The sequence below is a fragment of the Longimicrobium sp. genome (genome assembly GCF_036399255.1).
GTDB lineage: Bacteria > Gemmatimonadota > Gemmatimonadetes > Longimicrobiales > Longimicrobiaceae > Longimicrobium.
This window is the reverse complement of record NZ_DASWNM010000016.1, coordinates 267168-287193: the sequence shown is the minus strand read 5'-3', so window position 1 is coordinate 287193 and position 20026 is coordinate 267168. Positions and strand designations below refer to the sequence as shown.

General features: G+C 72.4%; 15 protein-coding genes. 10 read left to right on the top strand and 5 right to left on the bottom strand.

Translation table 11 applies throughout. From position 1 onward, the window contains the following. Positions 1 to 664 precede the first annotated feature (664 nt). On the bottom strand, positions 665 to 2101 hold the full coding sequence (gene purB, locus VGC13_RS02415) for an adenylosuccinate lyase (RefSeq protein ID WP_331123600.1): 1437 nt from the start codon (positions 2099 to 2101) through the stop codon (positions 665 to 667). Positions 2102 to 2993: 892 nt separating this feature from the next. After that, on the bottom strand, positions 2994 to 3803 hold the full coding sequence (truA, locus tag VGC13_RS02410; protein WP_331123599.1) for a tRNA pseudouridine(38-40) synthase TruA: 810 nt from the start codon (positions 3801 to 3803) through the stop codon (positions 2994 to 2996). A gap of 220 nt (positions 3804 to 4023) precedes the next feature. Between truA and VGC13_RS02405 the strand changes: the two genes are divergently transcribed. After that, complete coding sequence (locus VGC13_RS02405; RefSeq protein WP_331123598.1) at positions 4024 to 4647, top strand: hypothetical protein; 624 nt, start codon at positions 4024 to 4026, stop codon at positions 4645 to 4647. A gap of 203 nt (positions 4648 to 4850) precedes the next feature. Here the strand turns inward: VGC13_RS02405 and VGC13_RS02400 are convergent, their stop codons facing one another. Continuing rightward, complete coding sequence (locus VGC13_RS02400) at positions 4851 to 6671, bottom strand: serine hydrolase domain-containing protein (RefSeq protein WP_331123597.1); 1821 nt, start codon at positions 6669 to 6671, stop codon at positions 4851 to 4853. Between the two features lie 212 nt (positions 6672 to 6883). Here VGC13_RS02400 and VGC13_RS02395 point away from each other — a divergent pair, with 212 nt between their 5' ends. Next, a complete protein-coding gene (locus VGC13_RS02395; RefSeq protein ID WP_331123596.1) occupies positions 6884 to 8104 on the top strand; it encodes a GAF domain-containing protein in 1221 nt (406 codons plus the stop codon). A gap of 14 nt (positions 8105 to 8118) precedes the next feature. Beyond that, positions 8119 to 9171, top strand: coding sequence for an anthranilate phosphoribosyltransferase (trpD, locus tag VGC13_RS02390; protein ID WP_331123595.1), 1053 nt, complete (start codon positions 8119 to 8121; stop codon positions 9169 to 9171). A 921-nt stretch (positions 9172 to 10092) separates the two neighbouring features. Here trpD and VGC13_RS02385 read toward each other — a convergent pair. Both VGC13_RS02385 and lexA read right to left on the bottom strand, forming a co-directional pair. After that, positions 10093 to 10227 (bottom strand): hypothetical protein, encoded by a 135-nt coding sequence (locus VGC13_RS02385; RefSeq protein WP_331123594.1) that lies wholly within the window; start codon positions 10225 to 10227, stop codon positions 10093 to 10095. Positions 10228 to 10372: 145 nt separating this feature from the next. Next, on the bottom strand, positions 10373 to 10978 hold the full coding sequence (lexA, locus tag VGC13_RS02380; RefSeq protein WP_331123593.1) for a transcriptional repressor LexA: 606 nt from the start codon (positions 10976 to 10978) through the stop codon (positions 10373 to 10375). Positions 10979 to 11071: 93 nt separating this feature from the next. On the opposite strand from lexA, the gene trpC reads away from it, so the two are divergent. Genes trpC through VGC13_RS02345 form a run of 7 tightly spaced genes read left to right on the top strand, consistent with a single transcriptional unit; the run spans position 11072 to position 19871 of the window. Then, complete coding sequence (gene trpC, locus VGC13_RS02375; RefSeq protein WP_331123592.1) at positions 11072 to 11878, top strand: indole-3-glycerol phosphate synthase TrpC; 807 nt, start codon at positions 11072 to 11074, stop codon at positions 11876 to 11878. Further along, positions 11875 to 12525: a phosphoribosylanthranilate isomerase gene (locus tag VGC13_RS02370; protein ID WP_331123591.1), complete on the top strand. Its 651-nt coding sequence runs from the start codon at positions 11875 to 11877 to the stop codon at positions 12523 to 12525. Before trpC ends, VGC13_RS02370 begins: the two co-directional genes overlap by 4 nt. Positions 12526 to 12539: 14 nt before the next feature. After that, a complete protein-coding gene (trpB, locus tag VGC13_RS02365) occupies positions 12540 to 13748 on the top strand; it encodes a tryptophan synthase subunit beta (RefSeq protein ID WP_331123590.1) in 1209 nt (402 codons plus the stop codon). Positions 13749 to 13773: 25 nt separating this feature from the next. Further along, positions 13774 to 15465: a HEAT repeat domain-containing protein gene (locus VGC13_RS02360; RefSeq protein ID WP_331123589.1), complete on the top strand. Its 1692-nt coding sequence runs from the start codon at positions 13774 to 13776 to the stop codon at positions 15463 to 15465. Next, complete coding sequence (locus VGC13_RS02355; protein ID WP_331123588.1) at positions 15462 to 16943, top strand: HD-GYP domain-containing protein; 1482 nt, start codon at positions 15462 to 15464, stop codon at positions 16941 to 16943. The genes VGC13_RS02360 and VGC13_RS02355 overlap by 4 nt, the downstream gene beginning before the upstream one ends. Beyond that, on the top strand, positions 16921 to 17736 hold the full coding sequence (trpA, locus tag VGC13_RS02350; RefSeq protein ID WP_331123587.1) for a tryptophan synthase subunit alpha: 816 nt from the start codon (positions 16921 to 16923) through the stop codon (positions 17734 to 17736). The genes VGC13_RS02355 and trpA overlap by 23 nt, the downstream gene beginning before the upstream one ends. Continuing rightward, positions 17733 to 19871, top strand: coding sequence for a methyl-accepting chemotaxis protein (locus VGC13_RS02345; protein WP_331123586.1), 2139 nt, complete (start codon positions 17733 to 17735; stop codon positions 19869 to 19871). The genes trpA and VGC13_RS02345 overlap by 4 nt, the downstream gene beginning before the upstream one ends. The last annotated feature ends 155 nt before the right edge of the window (positions 19872 to 20026 follow it).

Below are 20026 nucleotides of genomic sequence, written 5' to 3'. Positions count from 1 at the left end.
GGCAGGTTCCGTGCGCGTGGCGGCGTACCGGCGCGGGGCGGGGGAGGTTCCGTGCGTGCGGCGGGCCATGGGGCGCGCCGGCGGGTTCCGGGGCGACGGCGGGGCGATGGAGTCCGCCGGACGGGCCCGCCGGGCCCGTCGCCGGGGCGAATGAATTCGCGGCTGGGGAAACGCGATGTCCGCCTGCGCGGACGGGTTCGGGGCGTCGTCGCGCGCCGGTGCGATGATCCGCGCGCGGAATTCCGTGGCGCACGAGCGGTTGAAGCTCCGTCTGGTGAGGAACGAACCAGGACGGGGCTTATGGCCTTTTTAGACGCGGGTTTCAACCCGTGGTGCCGGCGACGCATGGAGCCGGCGGCGCGGGATGGTGTGTTGGGATGCAGATCATCCCGGTGCGCCGGCGGATTCGTGGCGCCGCACCCGCCGGGCGAATGAATTCGCGGCTGGGGAAACGCGATGTCCGCCTGCGCGGACGGGTTCGGGGCGTCGTCGCGCGCCGGTGCGATGATCCGGGCGCGGAATTCCGTGGCGCACGAGCGGTTGAAGCCCCGTCTGGTGAGGAACGAACCAGGACGGGGCTTATGGCCTTTCTAGCCGCGGGTTTCAACCCGTGGTGCCGGCGACGCGTGGTGCCGGCGGCGCGGGACGAGAGGTTTCGAGCGCCCTACACCTTCAATTCCGGCGCGGCCCCGCCGATGGCATCCGGGTAGCGCGCGAGCACGGGCGCGACCCATTCCGCCAGGAACTCGTCCACCTGCGCGGGGGCGCGGCCCACGTACAGCTCAGGGCGCAGGTCCTCTTCCAGCTCCGCGCGTGTCACGCCGAACGCCTCGTCCGCGGCGATGCGGTCCATCAGGTCGTTGGGCAGGCCGTGCTGCTTTACTTGGCGGCCGGCCTCGATGCTGTGCACGCGCACGCGCTCGTGCAGGTCCTGCCGGTCGCCGCCCTTGCGGGCCGCGCGCATCATCAGGTTCTCCGTGGCCATGAAGGGCAGCTCCTCCATCAGCCGGCGACGGATCATCTCGGGATACACCACCATCCCCGACGCCACGTTGTGCATCAGCAAAAGCACCGCATCCACCGTGAGGTACGCCTCGGGGATGGCGATGCGCTTGTTGGCGCTGTCGTCCAGCGTGCGCTCGAACCACTGCGACGCGGCCGTGAACGCGGGGTCGATGGTCAGCGTGATGGCGTGGCGCGCCAGCGCGTTGATCCGCTCCGACCGCATGGGGTTGCGCTTGTACGCCATGGCGCTGGAGCCGATCTGCTTCTCCTCGAACGGCTCCTCCACCTCCTTGAGGTGCGAGAGCAGACGCACGTCGTTGGCGAACTTGCTGGCCGACTGCGCCACGCCGCTCAGCGTCGACAGGCATCCGTAATCCACCTTGCGCGGATACGTCTGCCCGCCCACGCCGTACACCTGCTCGAAGCCCATCTTCCGGGCGATCAGCCGCGTCAGCCGCTCCGTCTTTTCGCCGTCGCCCTGGAACAGGTCCATGAAGCTGGCCTGCGTCCCGGTCGTCCCGCGCGAGCCGTGAAAGCGCAGCGACTGGATGCGGAACTCGATCTCTTCCAGGTCCAGCAGCAGGTCCTGGATCCACAGCGTGGCGCGCTTGCCCACCGTCGTGGGCTGCGCGGGCTGGAAGTGCGTAAAGCCCAGCGTGGGCAGGTCGCGGTGCGTGCGCGCGAACTCCGACAACTGTGCGACGACGGCCACGATCTTGTGGGCGGCCAGCTTGAGCGCTTCGCGGTGCTGGATGAGGTCGGTGTTGTCGCCCACGTACGCGCTGGTGGCGCCCAGGTGGATGATGGCGCGCGCCTCGGGCGCCTGCTCGCCCAGGTGGTGGACGTGCGCCATCACGTCGTGGCGCAGCTCCCGCTCCAGCTCCGCCGCGCGCTTCAGGTCGAAGTCGTCCAGGTGCGCGCGGATGGCCGCGATCGCCTCGTCGGAGATGGGCAGCCCCAGCTCCTGCTCGGCCTCCGCCAGCGCCAGCCACAGCCTGCGCCACGTGCCGAACTTGAACCTGGGCGAAAAGATGTACGACATCTCCGCCGAGGCGTACCGCTCCGTCAGCGGGTTGGAATATCGGTCGATGGACATGGTTGTGTCTCTGGAGATTACGCGACTCGCCCGGCAACGTCGTCTCCGACATCGGCGGCCGGCGAATGAATTCGCGCCTGGGAAAACGCAATGTCCGCCTTCGCGGACGGGTTCCATCCCGGACGGCGGACTGAACGGCGCTCCCGCCGGCGTCCCAACCAGCGCGGAGCGGAACCCCGCGGACCACCGTGTCATTCTGAGGAAGGCGCCGCGCTGCGCCTTCCCTCGCTCCATGGCTGGCGCGCCGACCGAAGAATCTTTCTCGGCAACGGTGCGGCCTGTCGAGCGCGGGCTCCTCGCGCGGGGCCATCCGTCTGACGGTCCGGGGCGCTTCGACGTAAAGATCCTTCGGTCGCGCGCCAGATTGCGGTGCGCGTCGGAGGCGCTTGCGTGTGCGCTCCCTCAGGATGACAGGTGGCCGCCAACGGCCGCTGAAGCCGTCGCCGTCGCCCTGCCGGCGAATGAATTCGCGCCTGGGAAAACGCAATGTCCGCCTTCGCGGACGGGTTCCATCCCGTACGGCGGGCTGAACGGCGCACCCGCCGGCGTCCCAACCAGCGGCGGAGCGGAACCCCGCGGACCACCGTGTCATTCTGAGGAAGGCGCCGCGCTGCGCCTTCCCCTCGCCCCGAACCGTGGCGCCGACCGAAGAATCTTTCTCGGCAACGGTGCGGCCTGTCGAGCGCGGGCTCCTCGCGCGGGGCCATCCGTCCGACGGTCCGGGGCGCTTCGACGTAAAGATCCTTCGGTCGCGCGCCAGATTGCGGCGCGCGTCGGAGGCGCTTGCGTGTGCGCTCCCTCAGGATGACAGGTGGCCGCCAGGGCACTGACCCGAATCATCGCGGCGCGCTGAAAGCGCGCCAGGTGGCCCTGGGCCGAGGTCGTGACGCCCTTACGGCACCAGCTGCGGCCCGCGCCGGCGCGGCGGCTTGGTCCCGGCGTCCGCGGGATACGACACGGCGGTGAGGAACAGACCTTCCGCCGGGGCGGGAGGGGACGTTTCCTCCTCCGTGCCCTCCGTGAGCAGCGACTCCATCACCTCGGGCGGGCGCTGGCCCAGGCCTACGTCGACCACGGTGCCCACCAAGTAGCGCACCATGTGGTGCAGAAAGCGGTTGGCGGTCACGTGGAACTCCAGTCCGATCCCCTCCCACGGCGCCCACCGCGCCTCGAGCACCGTGCAGCGGTCGCCGCGCTCCTCCTGGCCCGCCTTGGCGAACGCCTTGAACGAGTGTTCGCCCACGATCATCGCCGTGGCGCGCTCCATGGCCAGCAGGTCCACCGGGCGCACCAGCGGCCAGCACCAGGGCGCGCGAAAGGGCGAATCGGCCTCGCTCGCCAGCCCGATGCGGTACACGTACGAGCGTGACGTGGCGTCGTAGCGCGGGTGAAAGTACGGCGTGGCGAACTCCGCGTCGGCGATCCACACGTCTTCGGGGAGCAGCGCGTTCATGGCGCGCCGCAGGGCCTGGGGCGTCCAGCGCAGCGGCACGTCGGCCGCGGCCACCTGGCCAAGCGCGTGCACGCCCCGGTCCGTGCGCCCGGAGCCCACGATGGTGGCGGGGCCGTTGGTGAGCTTGGCCAGGACGCGCTCAAGCTCCCCCTGCACGGTGCGCTGGTCCGGCTGCACCTGCCAGCCGTGAAACCCACGCCCGTCGTAGTGGATGATGAAGCGAATGCGGTGCCGGTCAGAGGTCGCCATGGGGGCGGGAAGCTACGCGGGAGCATGCGCGCGCGAAAGTACGGAGAGTGCGGTTTATGAGGTCCAGGATCGATCGAGATCGCCGGAAGGGTTCCGAAAACTCTCTGCAAACATTCCTTTTGCGACCATGCTTGATATTCATTGCCGGGGAGATTAGGATGGATGACGCGCACTGTATCAGCCCTCGCGCATTCTTTCCCCTCCCCCCGATGGAGAACCCATGAAGAAGCTTTGCACGTTGCTCGGAACCGTTGCGGCCGTCGCCCTCGCCGGCTGCGGAGACACCGGAAAGCTCCTGAGCGTAGGCGACGTCTCGCCGATGCTCACCATCACCACCGTCAGCGTGACCTGCCCCGACACCATCTCGGTGGGGCAGACCGCGCAGTGCATTCACTACGCGTACGACCAGAACAACAACCTGGTGGGCGGCAGCACGGCCACATGGGGCACCAGCACGCCCTCGCTGGTCTCCCTCTCGTCCAGCGGCAACGTGACGGGGCTGGCGGTGGGCAGCGCCGTCGTGCAGGCCACCTCGGGCGGCGTGACCGGCTCCAAGAACGTGTACGTCAAGCCGGGGATCAGCATCAGCCTGGCGGACGGCCCCGGACAGGTGCGGCGCTACGACACGTGCACGTGGCGCGCGGCCGTTTCGGGCGGAACCTGGCCGTACAGCTACTCGTGGTCGGCGTCGTCGGCCTCGGGATCGTCGTACCTGTACGAGTGGACCGGCTACACCATCAGCTCCGTCGGCTTTACGCTGCAGGTGACCGTGACCGACGCCAACGGCGTGACGGCCACCCAGAGCCGCTACATCACCACCAGCACCTCCGCCCCGTACTGCTGAGCCCTGTCCGGGCCTGATCTGGTGCACCCCCTTCCGCAGAGCCCACGGGAAGGGGTGCACCGGCGAGGCGGATCATCCCACGCAGTGGAAGCCCCGTCCTTTACGCGTGTCAGCGTGAAGGACGGGGCTTGTCGCTTTCCCGGCAGCGGGTTCATCCGCTCATCGACGAAGCCGCCGATCCGTTCACCCCTTCACCCCTTCACCTACTGCTCCCGCCGCGGCGCGACGATGACGCCATCCGGATCGTCGATCACCATCTCCGCGGCGCGGCCGTCGCGCAGGGTGAACCGGACGCGGCGGTCCGGCTCGTCCCAGCGGAATCCGTCGACCAGGAACTCGCCGCCGCCCAGGCTCACCAGCTCCACGCGCGAGGGAAGTGTGCGGCCGTAGTACCAGCCGCTGAGCCGGTTTTCGGGATCCAGCTCCGCGCGAAGAAACCACTCGCCGTGCGCAAAGGTGACGCGCGCGTCGACGAACGACCCCGTGGCATCGGGAATGATTCGCAGCGGCGAGACGGCCCGCACCGGCCCGAACGCGCGATCCGTCTCCATCAGCGTGCGGAGAAAGAGAAGGGATTCGTCCGACACCTCCGCCCGTCGCGCGGGCGCCAGCGCGGCGCGCAGCGTGGGCACGTCGCCGTCCACGAACGCGCGGATGATCCGCATTCCCGCGGCCAGCGTGTCGGACGCCGGGTTCAGCGCCCGCTGTGCCGCGACGGTGGAGATGGACCACGAGTGCTCGCCCTGCGCCTCCGCGATCAGCCGTCCCCCGGCCGTATCCACCCGCAGCAGGTACCCCGGGGCGGCCTGGTACACGCCGGCGAAGCGCGCCAGCTCGGCCGCCGCAATGGGGACGGGGAGCGGCGGCACCTCGTACGGCCGCCCCAGCGCCGCCGCGCTCGCTGCCCGGACGATGTCGATCGGCACGTTCACCGCCAGATCGGGGAGGTAGTTGGTGAGCACCACCACCAGCAGGTCGTCGTCGGGAAAGCGCATGAACTCGGCGATGAAGCCCGTGGTGCCGCCGTTGTGGTGGATGACGGGGCGGCCGTGCACCTCGAATCGCCCCCAGCCGTACGCGTAGGCGCGCCCGGCCCGCCCCGTCTGCACGTGCGGCGCATAGAACTTCGTGAGCTGCGCCGGCGGCAGGACGCGGCCGGCGGCGAGTGCCTGGTCCCACCGCAGCAGGTCGCGCGTGGTGGAGTGCAGCCCGCCCTCGCCCGTGTGCCAGCTGGGGTGGACGCAGCCGCGCGGCTGTACGTCCGGCTCGTACCCGGTGTATCCCACCGCGACGGCGGCCGTCTGCTCACCCGGCAGCACGCGCCCGGTGGCCCGCAGCCCCGCCGGAGTGAAGAGGGCCGTGCGCAGGTAGTCGTCGAACGGCATCCCCGCGACGCGCTGGACGACGGCTGCCAGCAGCATGTATCCCGAGTTGCTGTAGCGGTGCTCCGTTCCCGGCGCAAAGTCCAGCGGCAGGTCCTTCGAAAACGCGATCAGCTCGTCGATCGTGCGCGGCGAGCAGTCTTCGGCCACCTGCTCGAGCTTGCCGCGCCGCCACAGGCTGGGAAGCCCGGCGGTGTGGGTGAGCAGGTGATGCAGCGTGATCTGGTCGCCGGCGGGGCGGGGATACTCCGGCAGCCAGCGTGACACGGGGTCGTGCACCGAAAGCCGTCCCTCGCTTTCCAGCCGCAGGATGGCGGCGGCGGTGAACTGCTTGCTCAGCGAGCCGATGTCGAAGCGCGTATCCGGCGTCGCCGTGACTCCCCCCGCGCGGTCGGCCGGCCCGTAGCCCTGAGCGAACACCTCGCGCCCGCCGCGCGCCACCAGCACGCTCCCCGAGAACCTGCCCAGCGCCTCGTACGCTTGGGCGATGCGCCCCACCTCCGACGCCAGCTCCGCGTCGGTCCGCGGCGGGGACGACGTGGATGCCGCCGCCAGTGCCGCCGGCTGCGCCCCCGCATCGGCAAGAGGCAGGGTCGCCAGGAACATGCAGCAGATCACGCGCGCGATCGCCGGGAAAGACATTGGGTCACCAGAGTAAGGGAGTGGGACGGCCTACAGTCCTCCTCTGTGTCGCGCGCCCCGCGAACGGTTGCATCCCGCCCCGAATCCCCCCACCCCCGTCCCGCACCCCTTCACCCCTTCACCGATTGACTTCCGCCCCCTGCTCCGGTAGCATTGGAATCACCCCGCACCCCATCCAGAGCGGTCCTCTTTCCGCACAACCGAGACGGGCCATGTTCTTCCCCGTTCGGCTGCACGACGCGGTCGATTTCGATACCGTCCTCCGCAGGCTTCTTCCCGTGCTGGCCGGTCCCCGCGGCGAGCGCCGGGTGGCGTATGCATCGTACGATGCCGCGCGCGGCGTGTTCGCCCGGCGCTGGACGCTGGGCGAGGGAAATCGCGTGGACGAGGCGGCCGTGGAGGTGGAGCCGCAGCGCCTGCACTCGCTGCTGATGGACGACGCCGGCGGCGACCGGCCCCTGCGCCCCGCCGAGTCGGTGGCGGTGTGGGTGCTGCGCGACCTGCTGCCGGGGATCGACCCCGAGCGCAACTCCATCCGCGTGCGCGCCATCGCCCACGACGGCGCGCTGCTGGGCGCGCTGCTGGTGGCGGAGCCGCGCCGCTTTTCCCTGGGCCGCAAGGACGAGGGCCCGGTGGCCGCCGCGGGCGACGTGCTCGAGATGGCGCTGGCGCGCGCCATGGCCCTGGCCGCCGCGGGCCCGGCGCTGGGCGCGGGGCAGCCCGTGGGCGTCGCGGACGCGTTCATCGAGCGGCTGCGCGAAAGCGAGCGCGCCCTGGCCGAGGCGCGCGGCGAGATGGAGCGCAGCCGCGGCCGGCTGGAGGCGCTGGAGCGGGCGGCGGGCGGCGCCACGGAGCTGCTGATGGACGCGCACGTGGAGCTGGACCGCCGCAACGCCCGCCACCAGCGGCAGACGCGCGTCCTTTTTCTTCTCCGCAAGCTGCTGGACCGCAACGCCGCGGGGATGGAGGCCACCGAGCTGGCGGTGGAGATCGTCCGCACCGTGGCCGAGGCGTTTGGCGGCGGGCGCTGCTCGCTGCTGCTGGTGGACGACGCCTCGCCCGAGCGCGAGCTGCGGCTGGGCGCCGCCGTGGGGCTGCCGCCGGCGCTGGACGCGGGCGGCGTGCGCGTCTCCATGGGGCGGGGGATCGCGGGCGAGGTGGCCCGCACCCGCATGCCGCTGGTGGTCCGCGACCCGCAGGACGAGACCGGCGGCGCCCTGGTGGGCGACGACTGGTACACCTCCGACGCCTTCGTCTCGCTGCCGCTGGTGTCGCGCGGCCGGCTGCTGGGCGTGCTGAACCTTACCAACTTTCGCGCGGGCACGGTGGACGACGCCGAGGTGGAGCAGCTGCGCCTGGTGTCGCTGTGCGTGGCGCTGCTGGCGGACCACGCCGGGCTCTCGGAGCGGTTGTTCGACCCGCGCCCGTCCTAACCCCTTCTCGTTCGATGACCGACCCTACCCCCACGGCCTCGCTCGACGCCGACCTGACCGAGCTGCTGCGCCGCGCCACCGTGCGCCCCCTGACCGCCGAAGAAGCCGAGCGCGCCTTCAGCGAGGTGATGGAGGGGCGCGCCACGCCGGTGCAGATGGCCACGCTGCTGGTCGCCATCCGCGTCCGCGGCGCCACCTCGCAGGAGGTGGCCGGCGGCGTGCGCGCCCTGCGCCGCGCCATGGTGCCCGTCCCCGCGGACCCCGAGGGGCTGGTGGACACCTGCGGCACGGGCGGCGGCGCGCTGACGACGTTCAACATCAGCACGGCGGCGGCGCTGCTGGCGGCGGGGGCGGGGGTGCGGGTGGCCAAGCACGGCAACCGCAGCTTTACCAGCAAGTGCGGCAGCGCCGACGTGCTTGAGGCGCTGGGCGTGCGGCTGGAGCTGAACCCCGAGCGCGAGGCGCGGGTGCTGGAGGAGTGCGGCATCGTCTTCATGTTCGCGCCGCTGCACCATCCGGCCATGCGCCACATCGGCCCCATCCGCCGCGAGCTGGCCATGCCCACGCTGATGAACGTGCTGGGCCCCGTCACCAACCCCGCCGGCGCGCGGCGCCAGGTGGTGGGCGTGAACGATCCCGCGCTGCTGGAGCTGATCGCGGGCGCGCTGCTGGAGCTGGGGCACGACCGCGCCCTGGTCGTCCACGGCGAGCCGGGGATCGACGAGCTGAGCCCGCTGGGCACCACCGAGCTGCTGGAGGTTGCGGACGGCAAGATCACCCGCCGCACCTTCGATCCCGCCGAGGAGCTGGGGTGGGAGCGCTTCGAGGCGGCGGGGATGGAAGGCGGCGAGCGCGACGACAACGCGCGCAAGGTCGTCGGCGTGCTCAAGGGCGAGGTGGGCGGCTCCGCCCGCGCCGCCACCGTGCTGAACGCCGGCGCCGCCATCTGGGTGTCCGGCCAGGCGAAGACGCTGGCCGACGGCGTCAAGAAGGCCCAAGCCGCGCTGGATGCCGGCGCCGGCTACGACAAGCTGAAGGCCCTTCGCGAAGCCAGCCAGACGGGGTAGGGCGGGGGAGTCCATGGTGCAATGATGCGCGCGTGGACATGACGGCGCCTCACCCGCCCAAGCGAATGAATTCGCGGCTGGCCAACGCGATGTCGGCCTTCGCCGGCGGGTGTGCGCCGCGCGGCATGTTGTCGTTCGCCGAGCCTGAAACCCTCCGCCACCCAACCTCCCCCAGCAGTTTTGGGGGAGGTGCGAGCCTAAGCGAGCGGAGGGGGCGCCGCGGACGCAGACCAGAGCCGTCGCAGCACGATCTGCCGAGGCCGCCCACCCGCCCGGGCGAATGAATTCGCGGCTGGGACCACGCGACGTCGGCCTTCGCCGGCGGGTGTGCGCCGCGCGGCGTGTTGTGGTTCGCCGAGCCTGAAACCCTCCGCCACCCAACCTCCCCCAGCAGTTTTGGGGGAGGTGCGAGCCTAAGCGAGCGGAGGGGGCGCCGCGGACGCAGACCAGAGCCCGTCGCAGCACGATCTGCCGAGGTCGCCCATCCCGCCCGGGCGAATGAATTCGCGGCTGGGCCAACGCGATGTCGGCCTTCGCCGACGGGTGTGTGCCGTGCGGCGTGTTGTCGTTCGCCGAGCCTGAAACCCTCCGCCACCCAACCTCCCCCAGCAGTTTTGGGGGTGGTGCGAGCCTACGCGAGCGGCGGGGGCGCCGCGGACGCAGACCAGAGCCCGTCGCAGCAGGATCTGCCGAGGCCGCCCACCCTGCCAGGGCGAATGAATTCGCGGCTGGGACCACGCGATGTCGGCCTTCGCCGACGGGTGTGTGCCGCGCGGGGTACGAAGATCGCCCCCGGATACACGAATGCCTCCACGTCACCAGACGCGGAGGCATCGCTTGCATCACCTGTTCGGAGAAACCCCACGGGCGAATCCCCTGTCCCGCTATTCCCTATTCCCTATTCCCTGTTCCCTGTCCCCTCTACTTCGAAAAAACGGCCCGCAGCTCGAACGGCCCCTGGATCGGCGGAGGCGTCTTGTCCTCCAGCACCACCATGCGCTTGTCGTTCTTGCCCAGCTTGCCCACCACGAACGGCACCGACGCTTCGCTCTTCATCGTAGTTCCCTTGAGGTGCCGCCCGGCGCCCGGGCGGAAAGCGGGTCTCAGCCGCACCCGGCGCAGCCTTCCCAGGCCGGCGAGGGTGCGGTTGCGGCGGGCTGCCCCGCGGTTCTGCGCAGAACCGTGGCGCCCCACCGTCAGGTCAGTACTTGCGGATCACGCCCACCACGATGCCCTGGATCTGCACGGCGTCGCCGGCATAGTACATGGGCTGCATGGTGGGGTTCGCCGGCTGCAGGCGCACGCGGCCGGCGGGCTCGCGGTAGAACTTCTTGACCGTGGCCGAGTCGCCGTTCACCAGCGCCACCACCATCTCGCCGTTCTCCGCCGTCTGGCGCGAGTTGACGATGATGTAGTCGCCGTCGCGGATCTGCTCGTCGATCATGGAGTCGCCGCGCACCCGCAGGACGTAGTTGTTGCCGCGCCGCACCATGTCGTGCGGGACCGTGATGGTCTCCTGCTCGGCGATGGCTTCGATCGGCAGGCCGGCGGCCACGGCGCCCATCAGCGGCAGCTCCAGCGCCGGGGCGTGCAGGTCCGCGCGCACCACCTCGAGCGAGCGGCTCTTGTTGTAGTTCTTCCGGAGAAAGCCCTTTTGCTCCAGATTGGTAAGGTGCTCGTGGACCGTGGCCAGCGAGTTGTAGCCGAAGTGGTCCGCGATCTCCTCGTAGCTCGGCGAGTAGCCGTTCGTCTCCACGAAGCTCTCGACGTAGTCGAGGATCTGCCGCTGCTTCTTGGTGAGCGCCATCCGCTTCTCCGCGTGGGGGAATTGCCTTCTTCCGAACAGGTGCCGAAGAATATACCCGAAGGCAAACCGAAGCGCAAGGAATAAAATCAAACATTGAGCGACAGCATCCTGGACCGCATCGTCCGCACCAAGCGGGACGAGGTGCGAGAAGCCGTTCCGCGGCTTTCCGAATACCGCGACATTGCACGCCAAGCCAGTGCGCCGCGCGGGTTTGCGGCCTCCCTGCGCCGTCCCGGCGAGGTGCGCCTGCTGGCCGAGGTCAAGCGCCGCTCGCCCAGCGCGGGCGACATTCGCCCGGGGGCGGATCCGGTGGAGGTGGCGCGCGCGTACGTGGACGGGGGCGCCGCGGCGCTCTCGGTGCTCACCGACCGCGACTACTTCGGCGGTGACCTGGCCTTCCTCCGCGCCGTCAGATCGGCGGTGCCGGTGCCGGTCATCCGCAAGGACTTTCTCATCCACCCGGTGCAGGTGTGGGAGGCGCGCGCGTCCGGCGCCGACGCGGTGCTCCTCATCGCCCGCATCCTCGACCAGGCGATGCTCGTGGAGCTGCAGGCGCTGGCGTGGGAGCTGGGGATGGACGCGCTGGTGGAGGCGCACACGGCGGAGGAGCTGGACCGCGCGCTCGACGCCGGCGCCACGCTGGTCGGGGTGAACAACCGCGACCTGGACACCTTCGTGACCGACCTGGAGCTGTGCGTCCGCCTGGCGCCGCGCGTTCCTTCCGATGTCACGTACGTGGGCGAGAGCGGCATTCGCGCGGCGGAGGACGTGGACCGGCTGGGCGCGGCGGGGATCGACGCCATCCTGGTCGGCGAGTCGCTGATGCGGCAGGCGGACCTGCGCGCGGCGGCGTCCGCCCTGGTGGGCCGGCCGCGCCTGCCGGGGGCGCGGGGCGGATGACGGAGGTCAAGGTCTGCGGGCTGATGCGGCACGAGGACGCGGCGGTGGCGGCGGAGGCGGGGGCAGGGTACCTGGGAGTGATCCTGGCACCGGGATTCCGCCGGAGCGTGACGCCGGACGCGGCGCGCATTATCTTGCACGGCTTCCCGGTACGGCGGGTGGGCGTCTTCGTGGACGCGGACGAGGACGCGCTGCGTTCCGCCGCGGAGGCGGCCGGCGTGGACGTCCTTCAGCTGCATGGAGATGAGTCTCCCGAGCTGGCGGCGCGGATGCGCGCGGCGGGGTGGGAGGTGTGGAAGGCGGTTCGCGCGCGCGACGCGGACGACTTTTCCGCCGCCGTGCGCCGCTACGCCGGGTCGGTGGACGCGCTGCTGGTGGACGGGTACGATCCCGCGTCGCACGGCGGCACCGGCGCGCGCTTTCCCTGGGAGCAGGTCGCCGCGCGGCGCGGCGAGGTGCCGGCGGAGATGCGGCTGATCGCCGCGGGCGGGCTGCGGCCGGAGAACGTGGCCGGCGCCGTGCGCATCCTGCGGCCCGACGCGGTGGACGTGAGCTCGGGCGTCGAATCCGCCCCGGGCCGGAAGGACCCCCGGGCCGTTCGCGACTTCGTGCAGGCCGTACACGCCGTTTCTTTCCCTACTGAGTGAGCAGGCCCGTTTCCATGAGCGACACCGCAGGCACCGCCCTGGCCGATGCACCGAGCGGCCGGTTTGGCGAATACGGGGGGCGCTTCGTCCCCGAGACGCTGGTCACCGCCCTGGACGAGCTGGCCGACGTCTACGCGGCGGCGGCCGCGGACCCGTCGTTCTGGGATGAGCTGGGCGCGCTCTGGCGCGACTACGTGGGCCGCCCCACCCCGCTGTACCCCGCCCGCCGGCTGGGCGAGGCGGCGGGGGGGATCACCGTGTACCTGAAGCGCGAAGACCTGAACCACACCGGCTCCCACAAGATCAACAACGCGCTGGGGCAGGTGCTGCTGGCGCGCCGGATGGGCAAGGCGCGCATCATCGCCGAGACGGGCGCGGGGCAGCACGGCGTCGCCACCGCCACCGCCTGCGCGCTCTTCGGCCTGCAGTGCATCGTCTACATGGGCGAGGAGGACGTCCGGCGGCAGTCGCTGAACGTCTACCGCATGCACCTGCTGGGCGCGGAGGTGCGGCCGGTGACCGGCGGCACCCGCACGCTGAAGGACGCGGGGAACGAGGCGCTGCGCGACTGGGTCACCCACGTTCGCGACACGCACTACGTGCTGGGGAGCGCCGTGGGGCCCGACCCGTATCCGCGGATGGTGCGCGACTTCCAGTCCGTCATCGGGCGCGAGGCGCGGGGGCAGCTGCTGGAGGTGGAGGGCCGGCTTCCCGCCGCCGTGGTCGCCTGCGTGGGGGGCGGATCCAACGCCATCGGCACCTTTCACCCTTTCGTGCAGGACGCCGGGGTGGAGCTCGTCGGCGTCGAAGCGGCGGGGGACGGGATCGACACGCCCCGCCACGCGGCGCCGCTGACGCGGGGAACGCCGGGGGTGTTCCAGGGCTCGTACTCGTACCTGCTGCAGGACGAGGGCGGGCAGGTGGCGCACGCGCACTCCATCTCCGCGGGGCTCGACTATCCCGGCGTGGGCCCGGAGCACTCGTTTCTCAAGGACAGCGGCCGCGCCACCTACGCCGCCGTGAGCGACGCCGAGGCGCTGGAGGCGTTCGGCAGGCTGGCGCGGCTGGAGGGGATCATCCCCGCGCTCGAGAGCGCCCACGCCATCGCCTTCGTGCTGCGCGAGGGCGCGCGGTGGAAGGACCGCGGCCCCGTGCTGGTGTGCCTGAGCGGCCGCGGCGACAAGGACGTGGCCCAGGTGGCCGAGATGACCGGCGCCCGCTGACCCCCCGACCCACCCGCCCCACCGGATGAACGCCACCGCCCTGCACCTGGTCCCCGCCGAGCCCGACGCCCCTTCCGGGGGCGACGCGGCCACGCGCGCCGAGGTGCAGGAGGTGGTGCGCGGCTTTACCCGCGCCCTGCGCACCCACCTGCTGTACGAGGGCCAGTCCCCCGCGCTCGACCGGTTCGTCGAATCGCTGCGCGAGCGCCTGGCCGCCCTCTGGGAGCGGCTGCCCTATCTGAACGTGCAGATCGAGGAGCGCGAGATCCTGTGGGAGGGGGTCGCCGTCTTCAGCGCGGGCGAGGAAGAGCGCGACAACCTGGCCTTTTCCCTCTACAAGGACGGCGTCCGCGAGCTGAGCTTCATGCCCGGCTTCGAGGGCGACGACCTGGACGGCTTCCTGGCCATCCTGGCCCGCATCCACCGGCTGCGGATCGACGAGGAGGACCTGCTCACCCTGCTGTGGGAGCACGACTGGAGCCACTTCCGCTACCGGTACGTGGAGCCGCTGGCGGAGGGGGTCAAGCTTCCCGAGCCGGGCGAGTCGGCCGCGCGGCCCACCGTGGCGGCGCCCGTGCAGGACCCTGCGCCGCTCACCACGGCGGTGTCGACGGAGGACTTTCGCGAGGCGCTGTACTTCCTGGACGAGGGGGAGATGCGCCGGCTGGAGGCCGAGGTGCGGCGCGAGATGGGGCGCGACCTGTGGACGGACGTGCTGAACGCCATGTTCGACCGGCTGGAGGATGGCCCGGCCGAGCGGCAGGCGCAGGTGGTGTCGATCTCCGGCGACCTGCTTCCCACGCTGCTGGGCGCGGCGCGGCTCGACACGGCGGCGTACATGCTGGGCGAGCTGGTGGGGATCGCCACCAGCGGACGCAAGCTCCCGCCCCCGGTGGTCCGCGCCATGCGCGCCCTGTTCGAGCAGCTGGCGCGGCGCGAGACGGTGGCGGAGCTGGTGCGGATCGTGGAAGAGGCGGGCGACACCCTGCCCCGCGAGCAGCTGGGCGCCCTGCTGGCGTTCTTTCCCCCCGAGTCGCTGGGCCCGCTGCTGCACGCGGGTGAGAGCAGCGCCTCCGAGGGCGCGCGCGCGGCGCTGATGGCGGCGGCGGAGCGGCTGGCGGCGCCCAACCCCGGCGCCCTGCGCGGCTTCGTGCAGGACCCGGAGCCCGCCATTGCCGGGGGCGCGGCGCGGCTCGTCGGACGGCTGCGGGTGCTGGAGGCCGCGGCGGACGTGGCGCGGCTGCTGGGGCGCGCGGAGCCCCGGGTGCGCGTGGCGGCGGTGGAGGCGCTGCAGGAGCTGCGCTCGCCCACGGCCAGCGCCGCGCTGGAGCCGGCGCTGGACGACGACGACCGCGAGGTGCGCGTGGCCGCCGCCCGTGCACTGGCGGCGCTGCGCTGGTCGCCGGCCCGCGCCCGGCTGGAGGGGGCGCTGGAGGGGCGGCGGCTGCGCGAGGCGGACCTGACGGAGCGCATCGCCTTTTTCGAGGCGTACGGCGGGCTGGCGGGGGCCGACGCGGTGCCCCTGCTGGACCGCATCCTGAACGGCAAGAGCTGGCTGGGGCGGCGCGAGGCGGGCGAGATGCGCGCCTGCGCGGCGCTGGGGCTGGGCCGCGTGCGCGCCCCCGCCGCGGAGCGCGCCCTTTCCGCCGCCGCGGCCGACCCGGACCCGGTGGTGCGCAGCGCCGTGGGCCGCGCGCTGCGGACGGTGCGCCAGTGAGCACCCTTCCCTCCGCCGTCCCCATGCTCCCCGAGCCGCGCGCCCACCCCGGCGCGCAGACCTCGGACGAGCGGGGCCTGCAGCGCAAGGGGCGCAACCTGCTGTTCGCGGTCGCCACGGCGCTGCGCTCGCTGCAGCTGTACCCGCTCGAGAACCAGGCGGTGGCCACCGCGCTGGCCGAGCTGGACGGGATCACCCAGGAGCTGCTGGCGGCCGAGGATCAGATCGCCATCCGCTTCGTGGGCGACTTCTTCTTCGTCAACGACCTGCGGCTGCGGGTAGACCTGCAGAGCTACGCCACCTATGGCACCGTGGGGCGCGCCCTGGCCCGCCACGGCATCGGCGAGCTGGAGGTGTTCCGCGGCGCCACCATCCCCGAGTGGACGGCGCTGCTGGCGCTGGTGAACGCCGAGCCGGACCCCGAGGACCGCTTCGGCGCCTTCCTGGAGCGGCTGGGGCGCACGGCGGTCCTCCACCTCGCCGTGGGCCCCGACCGGGAGAGCGAGCCGGACCTGCGCGACGAGGAGTCGCGGCGCATGGCCAAGCGCGCCTACGCCCAGACCGTCGCCGTGGCGCGCGAGGTGATGGGCGGGCTGCGGATGGGAAAGGGGGTGAGCCTGCGGCCGGTGAAGCGCGCCGTGCAGTCCATCGTGGACCAGGTGCTCACCAACGAGACCTCCATCGTGGGGCTGACGACGCTGCGGGACTACGACGAGTACACGTTCACCCACTCGGTGAACGTGTGCATCTTTTCCGTGGCGCTGGGCAAGAAGCTGGGGCTGGGCAAGCACCAGCTGTACGAGCTGGGGCTGGGCGCGCTGCTGCACGACGTGGGCAAGGTGCGCATGCCGCTGGAGCTCATCAACAAGACCGGCGCGCTGACGGCGGACGAGTTCAGGGTGCTGCAGGAGCACCCCACCGAGGGGCTGCTGTCGATGTTCGACATGCGGGGCCTGGCCGAGCTTCCCCTGCGCGCCATGCTGATGGCGTACGAGCACCACATGAAGGTGGACCAGACGGGCTACCCCGTCAGCGCCCGCCCCCGCGACCCCACCCTGTTCGGGCGCATCGTGGCGGTGGCCGACGGCTTCGACGCGGCGACCACCAAGCGCAGCTACCAGGCGCAGCCCTGGCCGCCCGACCGGGTGCTGCGCGAGATGCGCGACAACCCGGCGCGCGGCTTCGATCCCCTGCTGGTCAAGGCGTTCATCAGCATGACCGGGATCTACCCGGTGGGAAGCGTGGTCATCCTCGACACCTTCGAGCTGGCCATCGTCTGCGAGCGCAACCCGCGGCCCGACGCCATGCACCAGCCGGTGGTGCAGGTGATCTACGACTCCATGGGCGTGCGGGTGGACCCCCCGCGCCGGCTGGACCTCGCCGAGACGGAGCCCGCCACGGGCAAGCCGCTTCGCAGCATCATCAAGACCACGGACCCGGAGCGCTACGGCATCCATGTCGGCGACTACTTCGTCTGACCTTTCCCTGGCGGGCGCCTTTGGGCGCGCCCGCGCGGAGGGCCGCGCGGCCCTCGTCCCCTACGTCACCGCCGGCCACCCCACCCCCGCCGTTACCGCCGACGTCCTCACGGGGATCGCGGACGACGGGGCCGACGTCATCGAGCTGGGCATTCCCTTCAGCGACCCGCTGGCGGACGGCCCCACCATCCAGCGCTCGTCGTTCGAGGCCATCAGGCAGGGGGTGGACCTGCGCTGGACGCTGGACGCGCTGGCCGGCTTCCGGGCCAAGCGCGACACGCCCGTGGTCCTCTTTACCTACCTGAACCCCGTGCTGCGCCACGGCGTGGACCGCTTCCTGGCCGACGCGGCCTCCGCGGGGGCGCAGGGGGTGCTGCTGACGGACCTCCCCGTGGGCGCCGACCCGCCGCTCGAGGCGCGCATCGACGCCTCGGGGCTGGACCTGATCCGCCTGGTCGCGCCGACGACGCGGCCCGAGCGGGTGCGCACCATCGCGGCGGCGGCGCGGGGATTCCTGTACTACGTCTCGCGGACGGGAGTGACCGGCGCGCGGGTGGCGCTGCAGGCGGGGCTGGCGGCCGAGGTGGCGGAGGTGCGGGCCGTGACGGCGGTCCCCGTCGCCGTGGGGTTCGGGATCAGCACGCCGGAGCAGGCGGCGACGGTGGCGCGGGTGGCGGACGGGGTGGTGGTGGGGAGCGCGCTGGTGGACGCGCTGCAGGCGGAGGGGGTGGAGGGCGGCCGCCGCTTCGTCCGCGCGCTGCGGCAGGCGGTGGAGGGCGCCCGCCGCGCGTGAGCGAGGAGCCGCTTTCGCCGGGGGCCGTGCGCCTTCTGCGGGTCTACGCGCGCGCCCTGCTGCTGCTGGGCGCGCTGGCCCTGCTGGCCGCCGCCGCGCTGGTGACGCCGGGTGTGACGGGGTGGCTGGCGGCGGTGCTGGGCGCGGCGGCGGTGGCGGCGCTGCGGCTGGGCGCCGTGTCGCTCTCCAAGTTCGCCTACGTGACGATGACGGTGGTTCCCGTCGGGGCGCTCACGCTGCTGGGCGAGCCGGTGGCGGCGATGGTCGCGGCGTGGGTGGGCACCGTGGCGGGGGACGCCATCCGCGGCAAGCCGGGCTTTGCCGCGGGGGTGAACGCGGGGCGCGAGACGCTGGCGGCGCTGGCGGGGTGGGGCGGCTACCTGCTGGCCGCCTCGGCCGCCGCGCTCCCCGCCGCGGACCTGGCCTCCGGCAGCGCGCCGGCGTTCACGGTGCAGGGCCTTCCCGTCATCCCCGCCTACTTCCTCACCTACTTCGCTGCATCCCGACTCCTTTTCTACGCCTCGCTCCTGGTCCGCGGCAAGCTGAACGCCAGCGAGCGGATGGTGCTCGTCCGGTACGAGGTGGTGGCGGCGGCGCTGGGGTCGCTGGCGGCGCTGTGCACGGCGGCGGCGGTGGCGCTCATGGGGGGATGGGGGGCGTCCATCGCCATCCTGGCCTTCGTGGCGGTGCCCGGCATCCTGGCCCGCGCGCTGCTGGTGGAGGCCATCGCCTCCGAGGAGCTGCGCAAGGTGGCGGCGATGGAGGCGGTGGTCACCGCGGGGATGCCGCTGGCGGAGAGCATGGCGCGCATCGAGGAGATGGCGGGGCGGCTGATCGAGTGGGCGTGGCTGCACGTGTACTCCGTGCGCCGGGGCGAGCTGGTGATGGTGCACCCGCCCGTGGCCGAGGGCGACGGGCTGGAGGCGTACGCCGCCCTGCGCGAGCAGGTGTTCCGGGCGGACGGGGGCGAGCCCCTGGTGATCGCGGACGCGCACGCGGACCCGCGGGTGCAGGGGCGCGGGCCCGTGCGCTCGCTGGTGCTGGTGCCGCTGTCGTACGGGCGCAACCCGCTGGGGTTGCTGGAGATCGGGCACCACCGCGCGGGGGTGTACGGGCCGGCGGAGGCGCGGCTCATCGAGCGCTTTGCCCGGCAGCTGGCCTTGGCGCTGCAGCTGGACGGGCTGGTGCGCCCCATGACGCAGAGCGCGCGCGAGATCGACGCGCAGCTGCGCACGCTGGGCGGGCGGCTGGCCGGGCTGCGGCAGAGCGGGGAAGGGGTGGCGGCGCGCGCGGCCGAGATCCGGGGGCGCGTGGCGGACCAGGGGCGGCGGACGGCCTTTGGCCTGGCGGTGACGGAGGAGCTGGCCGCCGCCGCCGCCGCCATGTCGCGCGACGCCGGCGAGACGGCCACCGCAAGCCGCGACGCGCGGCGGCTGGCGGCGGAGAACCGAGGCGCCATCGTGCAGGCCATCGGGCGGCTGGTGGAGCTGCGCGACTTCGTGGACGCCGAGGCGCGCGCCATGGGCGAGCTCTCCGGCGCCTCGGCGCGGATCGCCGGGGTGGTGGAGACGATCCGCTCCATCGCGGACCAGACCAACCTGCTGGCGCTGAACGCGGCCATCGAGGCGGCGCGCGCCGGAGAGCAGGGGCGCGGCTTCGCGGTGGTGGCCGACGAGGTGCGCAAGCTGGCGGACAGCAGCGGCGGCGCGGCGGTGCAGGCGCGGGAGATGGTGGACGCGGTGCGGGGGCAGATGGCGGCGGCGCTGGGGCGGATGGAGGCGGGCTCGGCGCGGCTGGCCGGCGTGGGCGAGCTGTCGCGGTCCGCGCTCGACTCCATCGAGCGCATCGTGGACGCGTCGCAGGGCGCGGAGGCGCTGACCACGCGCATCGAGACGCGCGCGGGCGAGCAGCACGCGCGCATCGGCGGGCTGCGCGACGAGATCGCCGCCGTGGCCCGGAACGCCGCCGCCAACGGCGAGGCCGTCAGCGCCGTGGCCGAGGCCGCCGCCCGCCAGGCCGACACGCTGCAGGAGATCGAGCGCGCCGGCACCGCGCTGCGCTCCGTCTCCGAGCGCCTGACCCTCTACATCTCCCGCCTCAACGAAGTCACCGACGCCGAGGCCGCGGAGGCGTGACCCGCCGGTCCCGTCCACGCCTGCGCCGCCGCCCTTCTCGACGATCCGCCCGCGCAGCTGTCATTCCGAGCGAGCCGGCGCGGATCACTCTTGCGACCGGTGACGTGGCCGAAGCTCGGCGATTATACCAGATCCTGAAAAAGAATAATCGTACA